This window comes from Salmonella sp. SAL4457 (assembly GCF_046548235.1).
Taxonomy (GTDB): domain Bacteria; phylum Pseudomonadota; class Gammaproteobacteria; order Enterobacterales; family Enterobacteriaceae; genus Salmonella; species Salmonella enterica.
This window is the reverse complement of record NZ_JBGDZO010000005.1, coordinates 359,887-377,728: the sequence shown is the minus strand read 5'-3', so window position 1 is coordinate 377,728 and position 17,842 is coordinate 359,887. Positions and strand designations below refer to the sequence as shown.

The following is a 17,842-nucleotide window of genomic DNA, read 5'->3' as shown; positions in this document are numbered from 1 at the left end:
AAAGAAATCGAGGCAAAAATGAGCAAAGTCAGACTCGCTATTATCGGTAATGGTATGGTCGGCCACCGCTTTATTGAGGATCTCCTTGATAAATCCGACGCTAGCCTGTTCGACATTACCGTGTTCTGTGAAGAACCCCGTAAAGCCTATGACCGTGTCCACCTGTCATCCTACTTCTCTCACCACACCGCGGAAGAGCTCTCTCTGGTGCGTGAAGGATTTTACGAGAAGCACGGCGTAAAGGTACTGGTTGGCGAACGCGCAATTACCATTAACCGTCAGGAGAAAGTGATTCACTCCAGCGCGGGTCGTACCGTTTATTATGACAAGCTGATCATGGCGACCGGTTCCTATCCGTGGATCCCGCCGATTAAAGGCTCCGAAACCCAGGATTGCTTCGTTTACCGTACCATTGAAGACCTCAACGCTATCGAAGCCTGCGCCCGCCGCAGCAAGCGCGGGGCGGTGGTCGGCGGCGGTCTGCTGGGGCTGGAAGCCGCTGGCGCGCTGAAAAACCTCGGCGTGGAAACGCACGTCATTGAATTTGCGCCAATGCTGATGGCGGAACAACTCGATCAAATGGGCGGCGAGCAGCTACGTCGCAAGATCGAAAGCATGGGCGTGCGTGTACACACCAGTAAAAACACGCAAGAGATTGTTCAGCAGGGTAACGAAGCGCGTAAGGCTATGCGTTTTGCCGACGGCAGCGAGCTGGAAGTCGATTTCATCGTCTTCTCTACCGGTATTCGCCCCCGCGACAAGCTGGCTACCCAGTGCGGTCTGGCCGTCGCGCAGCGCGGCGGGATCGTGATTAACGACACCTGCCAGACGTCTGACCCAGATATCTACGCTATCGGCGAGTGCGCCAGTTGGAACAACCGCGTTTACGGTCTGGTCGCACCAGGCTATAAAATGGCCCAGGTCGCCGTTGACCATATCCTCGGCAGTGAAAACGCCTTTGAAGGGGCGGATCTCAGCGCCAAGCTAAAGCTGCTGGGCGTGGACGTCGGCGGCATCGGCGACGCGCATGGCCGCACGCCGGGCGCGCGTAGTTACGTTTACCTCGATGAAAGCAAAGAAGTCTACAAACGTCTAATTGTCAGCGAAGATAACAAAACGCTGCTCGGCGCAGTACTGGTCGGCGACACCAGCGATTACGGCAATTTGCTGCAACTGGTACTGAACGCCATCGAACTGCCGGAAAACCCGGATTCGCTGATCCTGCCGTCGCACGCGGGCAGTGGTAAACCCGCTATCGGCGTGGATAAACTGCCGGACAGCGCGCAGATCTGCTCCTGCTTCGATGTGACTAAAGGCGATCTGATCGCCGCTATCAATAAAGGCTGCCATACCGTGGCGGCGCTGAAAGCGGAAACCAAAGCCGGAACCGGCTGCGGCGGCTGCATCCCGCTGGTGACGCAGGTACTGAACGCCGAACTGGCGAAACAGGGTATTGAAGTCAACAACAACCTGTGCGAGCACTTTGCTTATTCTCGTCAGGAACTGTTCCACTTAATCCGCGTGGAAGGTATCAAAACCTTTGAAGAACTGCTGGCGAAACACGGTAAAGGCTACGGCTGCGAAGTGTGTAAGCCGACCGTCGGTTCGCTGCTGGCGTCGTGCTGGAACGAATACATCCTCAAGCCGCAGCACACGCCGCTACAGGATACTAACGATAACTTCCTGGCGAATATCCAGAAAGACGGTACTTACTCGGTGATCCCGCGCTCGGCGGGCGGCGAAATCACCCCGGAAGGTCTGGTGGCCGTGGGTCGTATCGCCCGCGAGTTTAACCTCTATACCAAAATCACCGGTTCTCAGCGTATCGGCCTGTTTGGCGCGCAAAAAGACGATCTGCCGGAAATCTGGCGTCAGTTGATTGAAGCCGGTTTCGAAACCGGTCACGCGTATGCCAAAGCGCTGCGGATGGCGAAAACCTGCGTCGGCAGCACCTGGTGCCGCTACGGCGTGGGCGACAGCGTCGGTTTCGGCGTCGAGCTGGAAAACCGCTACAAAGGCATTCGTACCCCGCACAAAATGAAGTTCGGCGTCTCCGGCTGTACCCGTGAATGTGCGGAAGCGCAGGGCAAAGATGTCGGCATTATCGCGACAGAAAAAGGCTGGAACCTGTACGTCTGCGGTAACGGCGGCATGAAACCGCGTCATGCGGATCTGCTGGCAGCCGATCTCGATCGCGACACGCTGATTAAGTACCTCGACCGCTTTATGATGTTCTACATCCGTACTGCCGACAAACTGACCCGTACCGCGCCGTGGCTGGATAATCTGGAAGGCGGCATCGAGTACCTGAAATCGGTCATCATCGACGATAAGCTGGGCCTGAACGAACATCTGGAAGAAGAGATGGCGCGCCTGCGCGCAGCGGTGGTCTGCGAGTGGACAGAAACCGTTAACACCCCATCCGCACAGGTTCGCTTTAAGCACTTTATCAACAGCGACAAACGCGACCCGAACGTCCAGGTTGTGCCTGAACGTGAACAGCATCGTCCGGCCACGCCGTATGAACGTATCCCGGTCACTCTGGTGGAGGAAAACGCATGAGTCAGTGGCAAAACATCTGCAAAATCGATGACATCCTGCCGGGAACCGGCGTCTGCGCGCTGTCAGGCGGCGAGCAGGTGGCGATTTTCCGTCCTTACCATAGCGATCAGGTGTTTGCGATCAGCAACATCGACCCGTTCTTTGAGGCCAGCGTGCTGTCTCGTGGGCTGATTGCGGAACACCAGGGCGAACTGTGGGTCGCCAGCCCGTTGAAAAAGCAGCGCTTCCGCCTGAGCGATGGTTTATGCATGGAAGATGAGCAGTTCTCTGTGAAACAGTACGACGCGCGGGTAAAAGACGGCGTGGTGCAGCTGCGCGGTTAATTATTTTTAGGAGGCGCAACGCCTCCCCTTTTTTGTATTTTTTTCATTTTAATTGTTATCACAAAATCATTTGTACTGCATCGCGGCGGCAACTGAGCAACAAATTCGTCAGGAACGAATTTGAACAGCCGCTGGCTGCCTTCGGTGAGGGACAAGGATGTCCCTCATTAATCCCCAGGAGCATAGTTCACTATGTGACTGGGATGAGCGAGGGCAGCCAACAAAGAGGCAGTGCAAAGGATGAAGTGAGAAAAGGATAATCAAATGTTTACAGACACTATTAATAAGTGTGCGGCTAACGCTGCGCGCATCGCACGCCTGTCGGCGAATAATCCGCTCGGCTTCTGGGTCAGTTCGGCAATGGCCGGGGCTTATGTCGGTCTCGGTATCATTCTTATTTTCACCCTCGGCAATCTGCTCGACCCGTCCGTGCGTCCTTTGGTGATGGGAGCGACCTTCGGTATCGCCTTAACGCTGGTCATCATCGCCGGTTCCGAACTGTTTACCGGCCACACCATGTTCCTGACGCTGGGCGTCAAAGCAGGCACCATCAGCCACGGTCAAATGTGGGCTATCCTGCCGCAAACCTGGCTCGGCAACCTGGTTGGTTCCGTGTTTGTCGCCCTGCTTTACAGCTGGGGCGGCGGCAGTTTGTTGCCGGTCGATACCAGTATCGTTCACTCAGTCGCGCTGGCGAAAACCACCGCGCCCGCCACGGTACTGTTCTTCAAAGGCGCGCTGTGTAACTGGCTGGTTTGTCTGGCAATCTGGATGGCAATCCGCACCGAAGGCACGGCAAAATTTCTTGCTATCTGGTGGTGTCTGCTGGCGTTTATCGCTTCCGGCTACGAGCACTCCGTCGCGAATATGACGCTGTTCGCCCTCTCCTGGTTTGGTCATCACAGCGACGCCTATACCCTGTCCGGAATCGGACACAACCTGTTATGGGTCACTCTGGGTAATACTTTGTCCGGCGTCGTGTTCATGGGATTGGGTTATTGGTATGCTACGCCGAAATCGGAGCGTCCTGTTCCGCAAAAAACCAACCAAATTAAGGTTACAGCCAACCATTAAGGGGTAATGTCGTGGACCATTTGCCTATATTTTGTCAATTACGCGACCGCGACTGTCTGATCGTCGGCGGTGGCGATGTCGCAGAACGCAAAGCACGGTTACTGCTGGAAGCAGGCGCACGTTTAACGGTCAATGCGCTAACCTTTATTCCACAGTTCACCGTATGGGCAAATGAAGGCATGTTGACTCTGGTTGAGGGACCGTTCGACGAAACGCTTCTCGACTCGTGTTGGCTGGCGATCGCGGCCACTGACGACGATACCGTCAACCAGCGCGTCAGCGACGCGGCGGAGTCACGCCGTATCTTTTGCAACGTGGTGGATGCGCCGAAAGCCGCCAGCTTTATCATGCCCTCCATTATTGACCGCTCGCCGCTGATGGTCGCCGTCTCCTCGGGCGGCACCTCCCCGGTGCTGGCGCGTCTGCTGCGCGAGAAACTGGAATCGCTGCTGCCGCAGCATCTGGGGCAGGTCGCGCGCTATGCCGGGCAACTCCGCGCCCGAGTGAAAAAGCAGTTTGCCACGATGGGCGAGCGTCGTCGCTTCTGGGAAAAATTTTTCGTCAATGACCGGCTGGCGCAGTCGCTGGCGAATGCCGATGAGAAAGCGGTTAACGCGACAACCGAACGCCTGTTTAGCGAACCGCTGGATCACCGTGGCGAAGTCGTGCTGGTCGGCGCCGGGCCGGGCGATGCCGGACTGCTGACGCTGAAAGGGTTACAACAAATCCAACAGGCGGATATCGTGGTTTACGATCGCCTCGTCTCCGACGACATTATGAACCTGGTACGCCGCGATGCCGATCGGGTCTTTGTGGGGAAACGCGCGGGTTACCACTGCGTCCCACAGGAGGAAATCAACCAGATCCTGCTGCGTGAAGCGCAAAAAGGTAAACGCGTGGTACGCCTGAAAGGCGGCGATCCCTTTATCTTTGGTCGCGGCGGCGAAGAGCTGGAAACGCTGTGTCATGCCGGTATTCCTTTCTCGGTAGTGCCGGGGATTACCGCGGCTTCCGGCTGCTCCGCCTACTCCGGTATTCCGCTAACCCATCGCGATTACGCCCAGAGCGTACGTCTGGTCACCGGTCACCTGAAAACCGGCGGCGAGCTGGACTGGGAAAACCTGGCGGCAGAAAAACAGACGCTGGTGTTCTACATGGGGCTGAATCAGGCAGCGACTATCCAGGAAAAACTGATCGCATTCGGTATGCAGGCCGATATGCCGGTTGCGCTGGTAGAAAACGGTACCTCTGTGAAGCAACGCGTCGTCCACGGTGTGCTGACGCAGCTCGGTGAATTAGCGCAACAGGTTGAAAGCCCGGCGCTGATTATCGTTGGCCGGGTCGTTGGCTTACGCGATAAATTAAATTGGTTCTCTAATTATTAATTAAAATAAGGCCCTGAATAACAGGGCTTTATTTTACAACTACTCGTAATCTCAAATTATTTTTACTTAAAAGTGAATTAAGAAACTAACTTTAAATACACCGGACAAATTTAAATAATAATAATTCTGCCTAAAAACCCTTTTACTCGTCAAGTTCACCTCTTATTCATTCATACAATAAATAACACCGTTAAGCACTCAATTTGACCTGACCTGGTTATCGGGTGATAAAATAAACACTAAAGCATAATTTTTCTTCTGGCCATTTCATCATTGCCTGTATCGCTCTCTGCATATGTTTAGTACGCAAGGAAAATATTAATTAAGGATGAACCCTATGCAAAAGAAAAAACTTATTTCTATCGCTATCGCTTTAACGCTACAAAGTTATTACATTCCGGCCATCGCCGCAGAAAATAACGATGATGAAAAAGAATGTCCCAGTAATATCTCCTCCCTGCCTAAAGAAAAACGCGCAAAACTCTCACCGACCTGCCTTGCTACACCTGAAAATGATAATCACTGGGGCTGGGTTGCTGGCGGCGTTGCTGCACTGGTCGCAGGTGTGGCTATTGGCGTTGAAAATAACGGTGGCGGAGATTCTAATCATTCTTATACCCCCCCTACGCCCGATAATGGCGGCGACGTTACCCCACCCGACGATGGCGGCAACGTCACCCCGCCTGACGATGGCGGCGATGACAATGTGATCCCGCCCGACGATAGCGGCGATGACGATGTAACCCCGCCCGACGATAGCGGCGATGACGATGTAACCCCACCCGACGATAGCGGCGATGACGATGTAACCCCACCCGACGATAGCGGCGATGACGATGTAACCCCGCCCGACGATAGCGGCGATGACGATGTAACCCCGCCTGATGATAGCGGCGATGACGATGTAACCCCGCCCGACGATAGCGGCGATGACGATGTGACCCCGCCCGACGATAGCGGCGATGACGATGTGACCCCGCCTGACGATAGCGGCGATGACGATGTGACCCCGCCCGATGATAGCGGCGATGACGATGTGACCCCGCCCGATGATAGCGGCGATGACGACGACACGCCCCCAGATGACTCTGTTATTACCTTCAGCAACGGCGTCACCATCGATAAAGGCAAAGACACCCTGACCTTCGACAGCTTCAAACTGGATAACGGCAGCGTTCTTGAGGGTGCCGTGTGGAATTATTCAGAACAGGACAACCAGTGGCAGCTCACCACCGCGGACGGTAAAACGCTGAACGTCACCGGCAGGGACGTGACCGACGCCAATGCCGCCGTGATTGAAGGCACCCAGGAAAACGGTCTCTACTGGAAGTACGACAGCCGGGGCTATCTGATTATTGCCGACGATAACACCACCGTTATCAACGGCGATGACCAGGCGCATAATTCCGATCGCGGCATGGATATCAGCGGCCAGGATCGCACCGGCGTGATTATTTCCGGCGATAGAACCGTCAACACGCTCACCGGGGACTCCAGTGTGACCGACGGTGCCACCGGCATGGTTATCTCCGGTGACGGCACCACCAACACCATTTCGGGCCACTCCACGGTGGACAACGCCACCGGCGCGCTGATTTCCGGCAACGGCACCACCACCAATTTCGCCGGTGACATTGCCGTGAGCGGCGGCGGCACCGCCATCATCATCGACGGCGACAACGCCACGATTAAGAATACCGGTACCTCTAACATCAGCGGCGCAGGCTCCACCGGCACCGTCATTGACGGCAATAACGCCCGCGTCAACAATGACGGTGATATGACCATCACCGACGGCGGCACCGGCGGCCACATTACCGGCGACAACGTGGTTATCGATAACGCCGTGAGCACTACCGTCAGCGGCGCAGACGCCACGGCGCTGTATATCGAAGGCGACAACGCGCTCGTTATCAACGAAGGTAATCAAACTATCTCTGGCGGCGCCGTCGGTACGCGCATTGACGGCGACGACGCCCATACCACCAATACCGGTGATATCGCGGTGGATGGCGCGGGCTCTGCCGCCGTGATTATCAACGGCGACAACGGCAGCCTGACCCAGGCGGGCGATCTGCTGGTCACCGACGGCGCGATGGGCATCATCACCCACGGCACCGGAAATGAAGCCAAAAATACCGGCAACGCCACCGTACGTGATGCGGACTCGGTAGGTTTTGTGGTCGCAGGCGAAAAAAACACCTTCAAAAACAAAGGGGATATTGACGTCAGCCTTAACGGCACCGGCGCGCTGGTGAGCGGCGATATGTCGCAGGTTACGCTGGATGGCGATATTAACGTTGTCTCAGTCCAGGACAGCGAAGGCGTGTTTAGCTCAGCGACAGGGGTGAGCGTGAGCGGCGACAGCAACGCCGTTGATATCACCGGCAACGTAAATATCAGCGCCGACTACGGGCAGGATGACCTGGCTGCCGGGGCTCCCCCGTTAACTGGCGTTGTCGTCGGCGGCAACGGCAATACCGTTACCCTTAATGGCGCGCTGAATATTGATGACAACGATCTGTCCGCCGCCAGCGGACAATACCTGGACGTTGTTGGCATGAGCGTAACAGGTGATGATAACGACGTTGAGATTGGCGGCGGTATTAATATCACTCACAGTGAGTATCCACTTGATGGAACCTCTGCAGACATTACCGGCATCAGCGTCAGCGGTAACAGTACCGTTACGCTAAACGGTCATTCTACCATTGATACCAACACGGTAGTGGGGGGTCACGTTGTACTGGCGCGGGTCAACAACGGCGGCTCCCTGATTCTGGGTGATGACTCAGTTGTTGACGTTAATGTCAGTTATATACCCACAGGCTATTACACCTACAACGCGTTGCTGATGGCTGATGGCGAAGGCACATCAATTGAAAATAAAGGCGATATTACAAGCCATGGCGTGTATTCCGTCATTCGCGCAGATAACGGCGCGGAAGTCAGCAACAGCGGAGATATTTTTGTCTACGCGACCAGTAGCAACAGTAGTGAGGATCGTGCAGCCATCACAAGGGCTAGTGGCGAGGGATCGGCTGTTCATAACAAAGCCGGCGGCGATATCACCCTGATTTCTGATCAGACGCCGCAGGGCAGTGGCGGTATTGAAGTATACCCATTGAAATGGTACACCCACACCTTTTACGCCATGATGGCTTCGGATTATGGCGATGTCGTTAACGATGAGGGCGCCACGATCCATTTGCAGGGGGCAGGTGTATATGGCGTTACCGCCAGCCGAGGTAAAGCACTAAACGAAGGCGATATCTATCTGGATGGCCTTGTCCCGACGCTGGACGATGAAAATAACATCACCAGCACCAGCTACTGGCAGCCATCATCGCTCTATCTCACCAGCTCAGGAATGGTGGCGGGTTCCACCGATGCCGATGGCGACGCCACCGCCATCAACACCGGCAACATTACCGTCAACAACGCCGGGTTCGGCATGATGGCGCTTAATGGCGGCACCAGCAGTTATGTCATTAACCTGGTCAATAGCGGCACCATCAACGTCGGTACCGAGCAGGGCAAGGAGGACGGCACCAACGGCACCGGGCTTATCGGCATCAAGGGCAACGGTAATGCCACCACCATAAACAACACCGCAGACGGCGTGATCAACGTTTACGCGGATGACTCGTATGCGTTTGGCGGCAAGACCAAAGCCATCAACAACAACGGCGAAATCAACCTGCTGTGCGACAGCGGCTGCGACATCTACGCGCCGGGTACTACGGGCACGCAGAACGACCATAACGGGACAGCGGACATCGTCATCCCGGATGCGACTACCGCCCCGACCGAGGGCAGCATCCCGACGCCGCCAGCGGATCCCAACGCGCCGCAGCAGCTCTCCAACTATATTGTTGGCACCAACGCCGACGGTAGCTCCGGTACGCTGAAAGCCAATAACCTGGTGATTGGCGACAACGTGAAGGTGGATACCGGCTTTACCAGCGGTACGGCGGATACCACCGTGGTGGTGGATAACGCCTTCACCGGCAGCAATATCCAGGGCGCGGACAACATCACTTCCACCAGCGTGGTGTGGAACGCCCAGGGTAGCCAGGATGCCGACGGCAACGTTGACGTCACCATGACCAAAAACGCCTATGCCGATGTGGCCACCGACAGCTCGGTAAGCGACGTGGCGAGTGCGCTGGACGCCGGTTACACCAACAACGAGCTGTACACCAGCCTTAATGTGGGGACTACCGCCGAGCTGAACAGCGCACTGAAGCAGGTGAGCGGTGCTCAAGCCACCACGGTATTCCGTGAAGCCCGGGTGTTAAGCAACCGCTTTACCATGCTGGCCGACGCCGCGCCGCAGATCAAAGATGGCCTGGCGTTTAACGTCGTAGCGAAAGGCGACCCGCGCGCGGAGCTGGGCAACGACACCCAGTACGACATGCTGGCATTACGCCAGACGTTGGATCTCACCGCCAGCCAGAATCTGACGCTGGAGTATGGTATTGCGCGTCTGGATGGCGACGGTTCGAAAACCGCGGGCGATAACGGCCTGACCGGCGGCTACAGTCAGTTCTTTGGTCTGAAGCACAGCATGGCGTTTGATGAAGGTCTGGCGTGGAACAATAGCCTGCGCTATGACGTACATAACCTCGACAGCAGCCGTTCTGTCGCCTATGGCGATGTCAATAAAATTGCCGATTCCGACATGCGTCAGCAGTACCTTGAGTTTCGCAGTGAAGGGGCGAAAACTTTCACCATGATGGGCGATGCGCTGAAAGTCACGCCGTATGCCGGGGTGAAATTCCGTCACACCATGGAAGAAGGCTACAAAGAGCGCAACGCCGGAGATTTTAACCTGTCGATGAACTCTGGCAACGAAACGGCGGTAGACTCTATTGTCGGCCTGAAGCTGGATTACGCCGGGAAAGACGGCTGGAGCGCCACCGCTACCCTGGAAGGCGGCCCGAACCTGAGCTACAGCAAGAGCCAGCGTACAGCGTCATTACAGGGTGCGGCGGGTCAATCGTTCGGCGTGGATGACGGTCAAAAAGGCGGCGGCATTAATGGCCTGGCAACCATCGGCGTGAAATATAGCAGCAATGATACCGCGCTACATCTGGATGCATACCAGTGGAAGGAAGACAGTATCAGCGATAAAGGCTTTATGCTTAACGTTAAGAAAACATTTCGTTAAATAAACGACATTATATAACACTAATACAGGCCGCTTATTATTAAGCGGCCTTTTTAAATCATATCCCCTGGTAAAGATAAAGTCCTTATTTGGACTACCTGTATAGTTTAATAATTGCTATCGTACTATACGCTAAATAGATCTTATATTTATTCCACCAGTAGTGCTCGTTTTATCAACAAGGATTTTGAAATGTTTAAATTTGTAAAAATTGCCGTTGTGGCAGGGGTTCTGGCGACGCTCACTGCTTGTACTGGTCATATCGAAAACAAAAAAAATAACTGCAGCTACGATTATTTGCTGCACCCTGCAATTTCTATTTCTAAAATTATTGGCGGTTGCGGCCCGGCTGCCGATCAATAATAGAAACGACTGCGCAGATACAAAAAAACCGGGATTTTCCCGGTTTTTTTACAGGTCAGATAAACGGTACGGCGCAGATGCCTTGTCCAACTTACGCTCGTTGGTAGGCCCGATAAGCTAGCGCCATCGGGCAAGCAATTACCGTTACGGTTTCGCCACAAAGCCAATGGCTTCGTAAACGGCTTTCAGCGTTTCGGCCGCACGTGCGCTGGCTTTTTCCGCCCCGTCTTTCATCACCTTCTGCAAGAACGCTTCGTCGTTGCGGAAACGGTGATAGCGCTCCTGCAACTCAGACAGCATTCCGGAAACCGCCTCCGCCACTTCGCCTTTCAAATGGCCATACATTTTACCTTCAAACTGTTTTTCCAGTTCAGGAATGCTCTGACCGGTCACGGCGGAAAGGATATCCAGCAGGTTAGAGACACCCGCTTTCTCTTTCACATCATAACGTACTACCGGCGGCTCGTCGGAGTCAGTGACCGCACGTTTGATTTTCTTCACTACCGATTTCGGATCTTCCAGCAGGCCGATCACGTTATTACGGTTATCGTCCGATTTGGACATTTTCTTCGTCGGCTCCAGCAGCGACATCACTCGCGCGCCGGATTTTGGAATAAACGGTTCCGGTACTTTGAAAATATCGCCATACAGCCCGTTAAAACGCTGGGCGATATCGCGGCTCAGTTCCAGATGCTGCTTCTGATCTTCGCCTACCGGCACCAGATTGGTTTGGTACAACAGGATGTCTGCCGCCATCAACACCGGGTAATCAAACAGGCCGGCGTTAATGTTTTCCGCATAGCGCGCAGATTTATCTTTAAACTGCGTCATACGGCTCAGCTCGCCGAAATAGGTATAGCAGTTCAGCGCCCAGCCAAGCTGCGCATGTTCCGGCACATGGGACTGAACGAAAATAGTGCTCTTTTCAGGATCAATACCACATGCCAGGTACAGCGCCAGCGTATCCAGCGTCGCTTTACGTAGCTGCTGCGCGTCCTGACGCACGGTAATAGCATGTTGGTCTACGATGCAGTAGATGCAATGATAGTCATCCTGCATGTTTACCCACTGACGCAATGCCCCCATATAGTTGCCAATGGTCAATTCACCTGAGGGCTGTGCGCCACTAAAAACGATGGGCTTAGTCATTTTTTATTTCCTGGTTATCGCTATGCGGAAGCCCAAGTGCGGGCAAAAGATCGTTAAAACTGTCATAAATGACGTCCGGCTCGCTAAGAGCGATCGCTTCGCCATAATTGTAGCCGTATGTCAGGCCAACCGAAGGGCAGCCCGCCGCTTTTGCAGCCTGAATATCATTACGCGAATCGCCGACAAAAAGCATCTGCTCCGGCATCATGCCCAGCCGGCTTGCCACCAGCAACAGCGGCTCCGGATGCGGCTTCTTATTTTGCACATCATCGCCGCCGATAACCACACTAAAGTATTTGGCGATATCAAGCGATTCCAGCAACGGCGCGACGAACGGCGTCGGCTTATTCGTCACCAGACCTAATGACAATCCGCTGGCGTGCAGCGCGCCCAGCGTGTCGGCGACATGCGGAAATAAAAAAGTGCCCTCTTCCGCCACTTCGCCATAATACCTGTCGAACAGTTTACGCAGAATGCGTACCTGTTCCTCGGCAGGAATATCTTCATCAACGGGCGGTTTCCCCATCGTCTTACGCAGCGTGGCGCGCTCCTCGCGAGCCCAGGCCAGCGCGCGTTCCATCAATACGTCTGCGCCGTTACCAATCCAGGTAATCACGCGCTCCTCGCCCGCGACCGGCAGTTCCAGCGCATACAGCGCCATATCCACCGCCGCGGCAAGACCCGGCGCGCTATCCACCAGCGTACCGTCAAGATCAAAGGCGACGCCCCGAATATTCTGTAACTTATCCATGAGTTACCTTTGCCAGCTCACTGCGCATTTCATCAATTACTTTTTTGTAGTCGGGTTTATCGAAAATTGCCGACCCCGCAACAAACATGTCCGCACCTGCTGCGGCGATCTCGCCGATATTGTTCACCTTCACGCCGCCGTCCACTTCCAGGCGAATGTCGTAACCGGACGCATCAATGCGGCGACGCACTTCGCGCAGTTTATCCAGCGTCTGCGGAATAAAAGACTGGCCGCCGAAGCCTGGGTTCACGGACATCAGCAGGATCACATCCAGTTTGTCCATGACGTAATCGAGATAACTGAGCGGCGTTGCCGGGTTGAATACCAGCCCCGCTTTACAGCCGTGTTCTTTAATCAGCTGTAGCGTGCGGTCAACATGTTCGGAGGCTTCCGGGTGAAAGGTAATGATGCTCGCGCCAGCGGCGGCAAAGTCGGGCACGATACGGTCGACTGGCTTGACCATCAGGTGGACATCAATAGGCGCGGTAATACCGTACTGACGCAGGGATTTCAGCACCATCGGGCCGATAGTCAGGTTCGGCACATAGTGATTATCCATGACGTCAAAGTGTACAACATCAGCACCGGCAGCCAGCGCTTTGGCGGTGTCTTCACCCAGGCGAGCAAAATCAGCCGACAGAATTGAGGGGGCAATCAAATACTGTTTCATCCGCTTCTCCTTGAGAATTATTTTCTTGCAGGCGTTGCGACTCCTGGTTGGTACAGAGCCAGCAGTTCGTCCACCTTTTTACGTGTGCCGCCGTTGCTGCTTATACTGCGTCTAACTTTGACGACATGCAATTTTGCGAGTTGATACCACTCGCGTGTGAGCGCCGTATCATGGTTGGAAATGAGCACCGGTATCCGGTTACTGACCAGATTCTCAGCGATTTCCGCCAGATGCGCTTGTTGCGTCAGGCTAAAACTATTGGTGTGATACGCTGTGAAGTTAGCCGTGGCGGACAACGGCGCATAAGGCGGATCGCAATAGACCACCGACGACTTGTCCGCACGCGCCATACTGTCTGCGTATGACTCACAGTAAAAGAACGCATTCTGCGCTTTTTCTGCAAAGTGGTACAACTCCGCTTCCGGGAAGTAAGGTCTTTTATAACGACCAAACGGTACATTAAATTCCCCGCGCAAGTTATAGCGACAGAGTCCGTTATAACCGTAGCGGTTCAGATATAAAAACAGTACCGCCCGACGAAAGGGGTCCTGGCAGGTGTTGAACTCCTCACGGAGTTGGTAATAGACCTCAGCCTGGTTAGTTTCAGGCATAAACAGCTCGCGCGAAGCCTGTACATACTCGTCAGTACGTAACTTCACGATGTTATAGAGGCTAATAAGGTCGCTGTTGATATCGGCGAGGATATAACGAGAAAAGTCGGTGTTAAGAAACACCGATCCGGCACCCACAAAAGGTTCGACAAGGCACTCGCCTTTTGGCAAATGTCGTTTGATATCATCAAGCAGAGGGTATTTTCCCCCTGCCCACTTCAAAAAAGCGCGATTTTTTTTCATGCTGACTAACTAATTACACCTTCTCCGGCTGTGGAGAAAGCTCCGACAGCATCCTGCGCTTTAGGCTGTGCCGCGTTGCTTTACGGCGCATTTGACGGTAGCAAATGCGCCCCTCGCGCCTGTCCTGAACAAAAATAGCTGTCAGCGACACTCACAGGCAATTGCAGGACACAGCCTGGATTATTTCAGATCGGCCTGAACCTGATGCAACGGTTTTGCCCACGGGTTTTTCGCCTGCACATCGGCAGGTAAGGTGGACACCGCACGTTTAGCATCTTCTTTCGAAGCATACATCCCCGTTACCAGCACATACCACGGTTGTCCATTACGCGTCGTCTCGTATACCACATAATTTTTCAGGTTCTCTTTCTTCGCCCAACCGTTCAGGTTGTCGTAATTTGAAGAACTACTGAGCTGCAATGTGTAGTGGCTGGATGGCGCGCTCTTTAATGCGCCAACGTTGCCGGCGCTTTTCCCGCCGCCTGCGACAGGCGTCGTCGAGGCTTGCGCTGGCTTCGCGGTTTGTACCGGCGCAGCGCTTGCCGTCGCTGTCGGCGCAGCCGTCGTGGTGGTCGCTTTCGGCGTCGCGGCTGGCGCTGCCGGTTCCGTGCGTTTCACTGGCGCGACCGGTTTCTTCGGTTCCGCAGTCGTAGTTTTCGCCGTGGTCTGCGGTTTCTTAGGTTCAATGACGGCCTGTTTACGTTCCGGACGCGTGGTATGACGCTCGGCAGGTTCGCTAACCGCCGCCTGACGCGTCGTGCTGCCATTGCGAACTGGCGCGACGGTTGCAGGCTCTGTCGGCAACGTAGAGTTCACCGCAACATTGTTCATCTGCTCTGGATTCTGCGTCAGCGCATTATTCAGATCGCCCTGTACTTCCACGCGCTGCTGACCGTCAGCGACCACAGGTGACTGTCCCTGCGTCGGCGTTGAAGAAATCGGCGGCAACGAAATATCCTGCGACGTATTGCCCGCGGTTTGTTCTGCGGAGGTGGCGCCCGGCGCAGGCTGGGTCGCATTCGCCTGATCGGCGGCGTTACCGGAAAGATCGATACTCTTTTCGCCAGAGGCCGACGGCTCGCTGGAAGACGTTGAGGGGGCTTTCAGCGCGGAGCCGATACCGATAATCAACAGCAGCAGCACCAGTACGCCAACGCCCATCATCATGTACTGACGAGAGGCTGGCTTATGGGCCGCTTTTTTACGCTTACGTGGACGGCGTTCAACACGCTCTTCGTCCACCGTATCGTCTTCATCGGATTCGTACTCTTCTTCAACTTCAGGTTCTTCACTACGCGCTTTACGCGTACGCGTCGGACGGCGATCGTCGGCATCCAGATCAACGTCATCAAAGTTGATCTGCGGCTCATTATCGCGTTCTGAAGATTGACGAGAACGACCAGTACGACGATCGCTGGGATCGGGTTTCAGCTCGTCTTCTGGTTTGAATTCATCCATTTAACACCCCACTCAAAGGTTAATGCTTACGACATTGCACATAACCTGAAGCTAAAAGACTGACATCTACGCAATATCAGTCTGACCTTTCTTGTTGTTACGCCTGCTGACAGTCAGCAATCGCGCTAAGAACGACTTCGTGCGACACTCCGCCGCGCACTTCACTTTTCCCTATGGCCAGCGGAAGCACTAAACGCAGCTCCCCCGCTAACACTTTTTTATCTCGCAGCATGTGCGGCAAATAGTCCTGCGCGGACATCTCGCAAGGGCCATTGACTGGCAACCCGGCCCGTTCGAGTAGAGCGATGATGCGCTGCGTATCAGCAGAACTAAACTGCCCCAAACGCTCGGATGCGCGCGCAGCCATCACTATACCTGCGGCAACGGCTTCACCATGTAACCAATTGCCATATCCCATTTCCGCTTCAATGGCGTGGCCAAAGGTATGTCCAAGATTCAGTAAAGCACGTAAGCCCGCTTCACGCTCGTCGGCGGCAACAACTTCGGCTTTCAGCTCGCAACAACGACGAATACAGTACGCCATCGCCGGGCCGTCCAGACGCAATAGCGCATCCAGATTACCCTCAAGCCAGGTGAAGAAGTCTGCGTCGAGTATAATGCCGTATTTGATCACCTCTGCCAGTCCCGATGCCAGTTCGCGTGCGGGAAGCGTTTTCAGGCAATCAAGATCGACAACCACAGAAGCGGGTTGGTAAAACGCGCCAATCATGTTTTTGCCAAGGGGATGGTTGACGGCGGTCTTCCCGCCCACGGAAGAATCAACCTGCGACAGTAAGGTAGTTGGCACCTGGATGAAACGAACGCCTCGCTGGTAGCTGGCCGCCGCAAAACCGGTAAGATCGCCAATCACGCCGCCGCCAAGCGCGACCAGCGTGGTATCACGACCATGCGGTTTTTTCAGTAACGCCGTAAACACCGTATCCAGCACCGTCAGGCTCTTATACTGCTCGCCGTCAGGAAGAATCACGCTGTCTACGTTAACGCCCGCCCGTTCGAGTACGCCGCGAACCTTGTCCAGATAAAGCGGCGCCAGGGTTTCGTTGGTCACTAACATGACCTGATCGCCTGATTTCAGCGGCAAGAATGAAGCTGGTTCGTTAAACAAACCAGCCGCGATGGTGATCGGGTAACTACGTTCCCCGAGAGTGACTGTAATCCTCTCCATGACGCGACATCCACCTTAGTTACTTGTGCCCGCTTACCCAGCGTATTCTGCTTGAATTAGTTGCTTTCCAGCATATGAATAATCTGGTTTGCCACAACCTTAGCGCTTTGATCGTCGGTGCGAATGGTGACGTCGGCAATCTCTTCGTACAGCGGATTGCGTTCGTTAGCCAGCGCTTCCAGAACTTCGCGAGGCGGTGCTTCAACCTGCAACAGCGGGCGTTTTTTATCACGCTGCGTGCGCGCCAGTTGTTTTTCGATGGTCGTTTCAAGGTAGACCACGACGCCACGCGCGGAGAGACGGTTACGCGTTTCACGCGATTTTACAGAGCCACCGCCGGTTGCCAGCACAATACCCTGTTTTTCCGTCAATTCGTTGATAACTTTTTCTTCACGATTACGGAAGCCGTCTTCACCTTCAACATCGAAGACCCAGCCCACATCAGCTCCGGTTCGTTTCTCAATCTCTTGATCAGAATCGTAAAATTCCATATTGAGTTGTTGAGCTAACTGGCGCCCAATAGTGCTTTTTCCGGCACCCATAGGCCCAACCAGAAAGATATTGCGTTTCTCTGCCATTTTTTCGGTACTACTAAGACTATTCGTTAATGGTAAACCCGCTTCACAGACACCCAGCGCAGCAGGACATGAACTGAAACCTCATAAGATATTGCGAGAGTCAGACTGAAAATTATCTCAATACTCAAGCGGGTTTGGCAACTGAATAAATCACCAAGCCTGATTGTTGCAAAACCCGAGTTAGCGTTGCCGAATGGCGACCAGAACAACATATCCGGCCTACAAATTGCTCTACTTTCAAACAATTGTGCGCAATCCGCAGAACCAATACGTCTGCATCAGCGGACATTCAGCCGTTTATCATCGGTCTTATGCA

General features: G+C 54.4%; 13 protein-coding genes. 6 read left to right on the top strand and 7 right to left on the bottom strand.

Features of this window, described 5'->3' with window-relative positions:
• Positions 1-18 precede the first annotated feature (18 nt).
• The 6 genes from nirB (at position 19) to ACLJNW_RS17825 (ending at position 10,880) form a co-directional block, all read left to right on the top strand.
• Complete coding sequence (gene nirB / locus ACLJNW_RS17850; RefSeq protein WP_024154544.1) at positions 19-2,562, top strand: NADPH-nitrite reductase large subunit; 2,544 nt, start codon at positions 19-21, stop codon at positions 2,560-2,562.
• On the top strand, positions 2,559-2,885 hold the full coding sequence (gene nirD / locus ACLJNW_RS17845; protein WP_000084817.1) for a nitrite reductase small subunit NirD: 327 nt from the start codon (positions 2,559-2,561) through the stop codon (positions 2,883-2,885). Before nirB ends, nirD begins: the two co-directional genes overlap by 4 nt.
• 264 nt (positions 2,886-3,149) lie before the next feature.
• Positions 3,150-3,959, top strand: coding sequence for a nitrite transporter NirC (nirC, locus tag ACLJNW_RS17840; RefSeq protein WP_000493576.1), 810 nt, complete (start codon positions 3,150-3,152; stop codon positions 3,957-3,959).
• Between the two features lie 11 nt (positions 3,960-3,970).
• A complete protein-coding gene (gene cysG / locus ACLJNW_RS17835; protein WP_000349897.1) occupies positions 3,971-5,344 on the top strand; it encodes a siroheme synthase CysG in 1,374 nt (457 codons plus the stop codon).
• Positions 5,345-5,672: 328 nt separating this feature from the next.
• Positions 5,673-10,517 carry an autotransporter domain-containing protein gene (locus ACLJNW_RS17830; RefSeq protein WP_252283483.1) on the top strand — a complete coding sequence of 1,615 codons (4,845 nt, stop codon included), beginning with the start codon at positions 5,673-5,675 and terminating at the stop codon, positions 10,515-10,517.
• A gap of 192 nt (positions 10,518-10,709) precedes the next feature.
• The gene (locus ACLJNW_RS17825; protein WP_000472323.1) at positions 10,710-10,880 is read left to right on the top strand and encodes a YhfL family protein; all 171 of its coding nucleotides are present in this window, start codon (positions 10,710-10,712) and stop codon (positions 10,878-10,880) included.
• A 144-nt stretch (positions 10,881-11,024) separates the two neighbouring features.
• On the opposite strand, the gene trpS is transcribed toward ACLJNW_RS17825, so the two are convergent.
• From trpS to aroK, 7 genes are all read right to left on the bottom strand, one after another.
• Positions 11,025-12,029, bottom strand: coding sequence for a tryptophan--tRNA ligase (trpS, locus tag ACLJNW_RS17820; RefSeq protein WP_000165562.1), 1,005 nt, complete (start codon positions 12,027-12,029; stop codon positions 11,025-11,027).
• A complete protein-coding gene (gene gph, locus ACLJNW_RS17815) occupies positions 12,022-12,780 on the bottom strand; it encodes a phosphoglycolate phosphatase (protein ID WP_000359649.1) in 759 nt (252 codons plus the stop codon). The genes trpS and gph overlap by 8 nt, the downstream gene beginning before the upstream one ends.
• Positions 12,773-13,450, bottom strand: a complete 678-nt coding sequence (gene rpe / locus ACLJNW_RS17810; RefSeq protein WP_000816284.1) for a ribulose-phosphate 3-epimerase — start codon at positions 13,448-13,450, stop codon at positions 12,773-12,775. Before rpe ends, gph begins: the two co-directional genes overlap by 8 nt.
• A 17-nt stretch (positions 13,451-13,467) precedes the next feature.
• Entirely contained in the window at positions 13,468-14,304 is an 837-nt protein-coding gene (gene dam, locus ACLJNW_RS17805; RefSeq protein ID WP_000742132.1) for an adenine-specific DNA-methyltransferase, read from the bottom strand.
• Positions 14,305-14,484: 180 nt separating this feature from the next.
• Positions 14,485-15,762 carry a cell division protein DamX gene (gene damX / locus ACLJNW_RS17800; protein WP_000343142.1) on the bottom strand — a complete coding sequence of 426 codons (1,278 nt, stop codon included), beginning with the start codon at positions 15,760-15,762 and terminating at the stop codon, positions 14,485-14,487.
• Between the two features lie 97 nt (positions 15,763-15,859).
• Positions 15,860-16,948, bottom strand: coding sequence for a 3-dehydroquinate synthase (gene aroB, locus ACLJNW_RS17795; RefSeq protein ID WP_000439824.1), 1,089 nt, complete (start codon positions 16,946-16,948; stop codon positions 15,860-15,862).
• Positions 16,949-17,004: 56 nt separating this feature from the next.
• Positions 17,005-17,526 carry a shikimate kinase AroK gene (aroK, locus tag ACLJNW_RS17790; protein WP_000818621.1) on the bottom strand — a complete coding sequence of 174 codons (522 nt, stop codon included), beginning with the start codon at positions 17,524-17,526 and terminating at the stop codon, positions 17,005-17,007.
• Positions 17,527-17,842 lie beyond the last annotated feature (316 nt).

Coding starts and splice junctions, on each gene's coding strand:
- nirB (WP_024154544.1), top strand. CDS start 19: ATGAGCAAAGTCAGACTCGCTATTATCGGTAATGGTATGGTCGGCCAC.
- nirD (WP_000084817.1), top strand. CDS start 2,559: ATGAGTCAGTGGCAAAACATCTGCAAAATCGATGACATCCTGCCGGGA.
- nirC (WP_000493576.1), top strand. CDS start 3,150: ATGTTTACAGACACTATTAATAAGTGTGCGGCTAACGCTGCGCGCATC.
- ACLJNW_RS17830 (WP_252283483.1), top strand. CDS start 5,673: ATGAACCCTATGCAAAAGAAAAAACTTATTTCTATCGCTATCGCTTTA.
- ACLJNW_RS17825 (WP_000472323.1), top strand. CDS start 10,710: ATGTTTAAATTTGTAAAAATTGCCGTTGTGGCAGGGGTTCTGGCGACG.
- trpS (WP_000165562.1), bottom strand. CDS start 12,029: ATGACTAAGCCCATCGTTTTTAGTGGCGCACAGCCCTCAGGTGAATTG.
- gph (WP_000359649.1), bottom strand. CDS start 12,780: ATGGATAAGTTACAGAATATTCGGGGCGTCGCCTTTGATCTTGACGGT.
- rpe (WP_000816284.1), bottom strand. CDS start 13,450: ATGAAACAGTATTTGATTGCCCCCTCAATTCTGTCGGCTGATTTTGCT.
- dam (WP_000742132.1), bottom strand. CDS start 14,304: ATGAAAAAAAATCGCGCTTTTTTGAAGTGGGCAGGGGGAAAATACCCT.
- damX (WP_000343142.1), bottom strand. CDS start 15,762: ATGGATGAATTCAAACCAGAAGACGAGCTGAAACCCGATCCCAGCGAT.
- aroB (WP_000439824.1), bottom strand. CDS start 16,948: ATGGAGAGGATTACAGTCACTCTCGGGGAACGTAGTTACCCGATCACC.
- aroK (WP_000818621.1), bottom strand. CDS start 17,526: ATGGCAGAGAAACGCAATATCTTTCTGGTTGGGCCTATGGGTGCCGGA.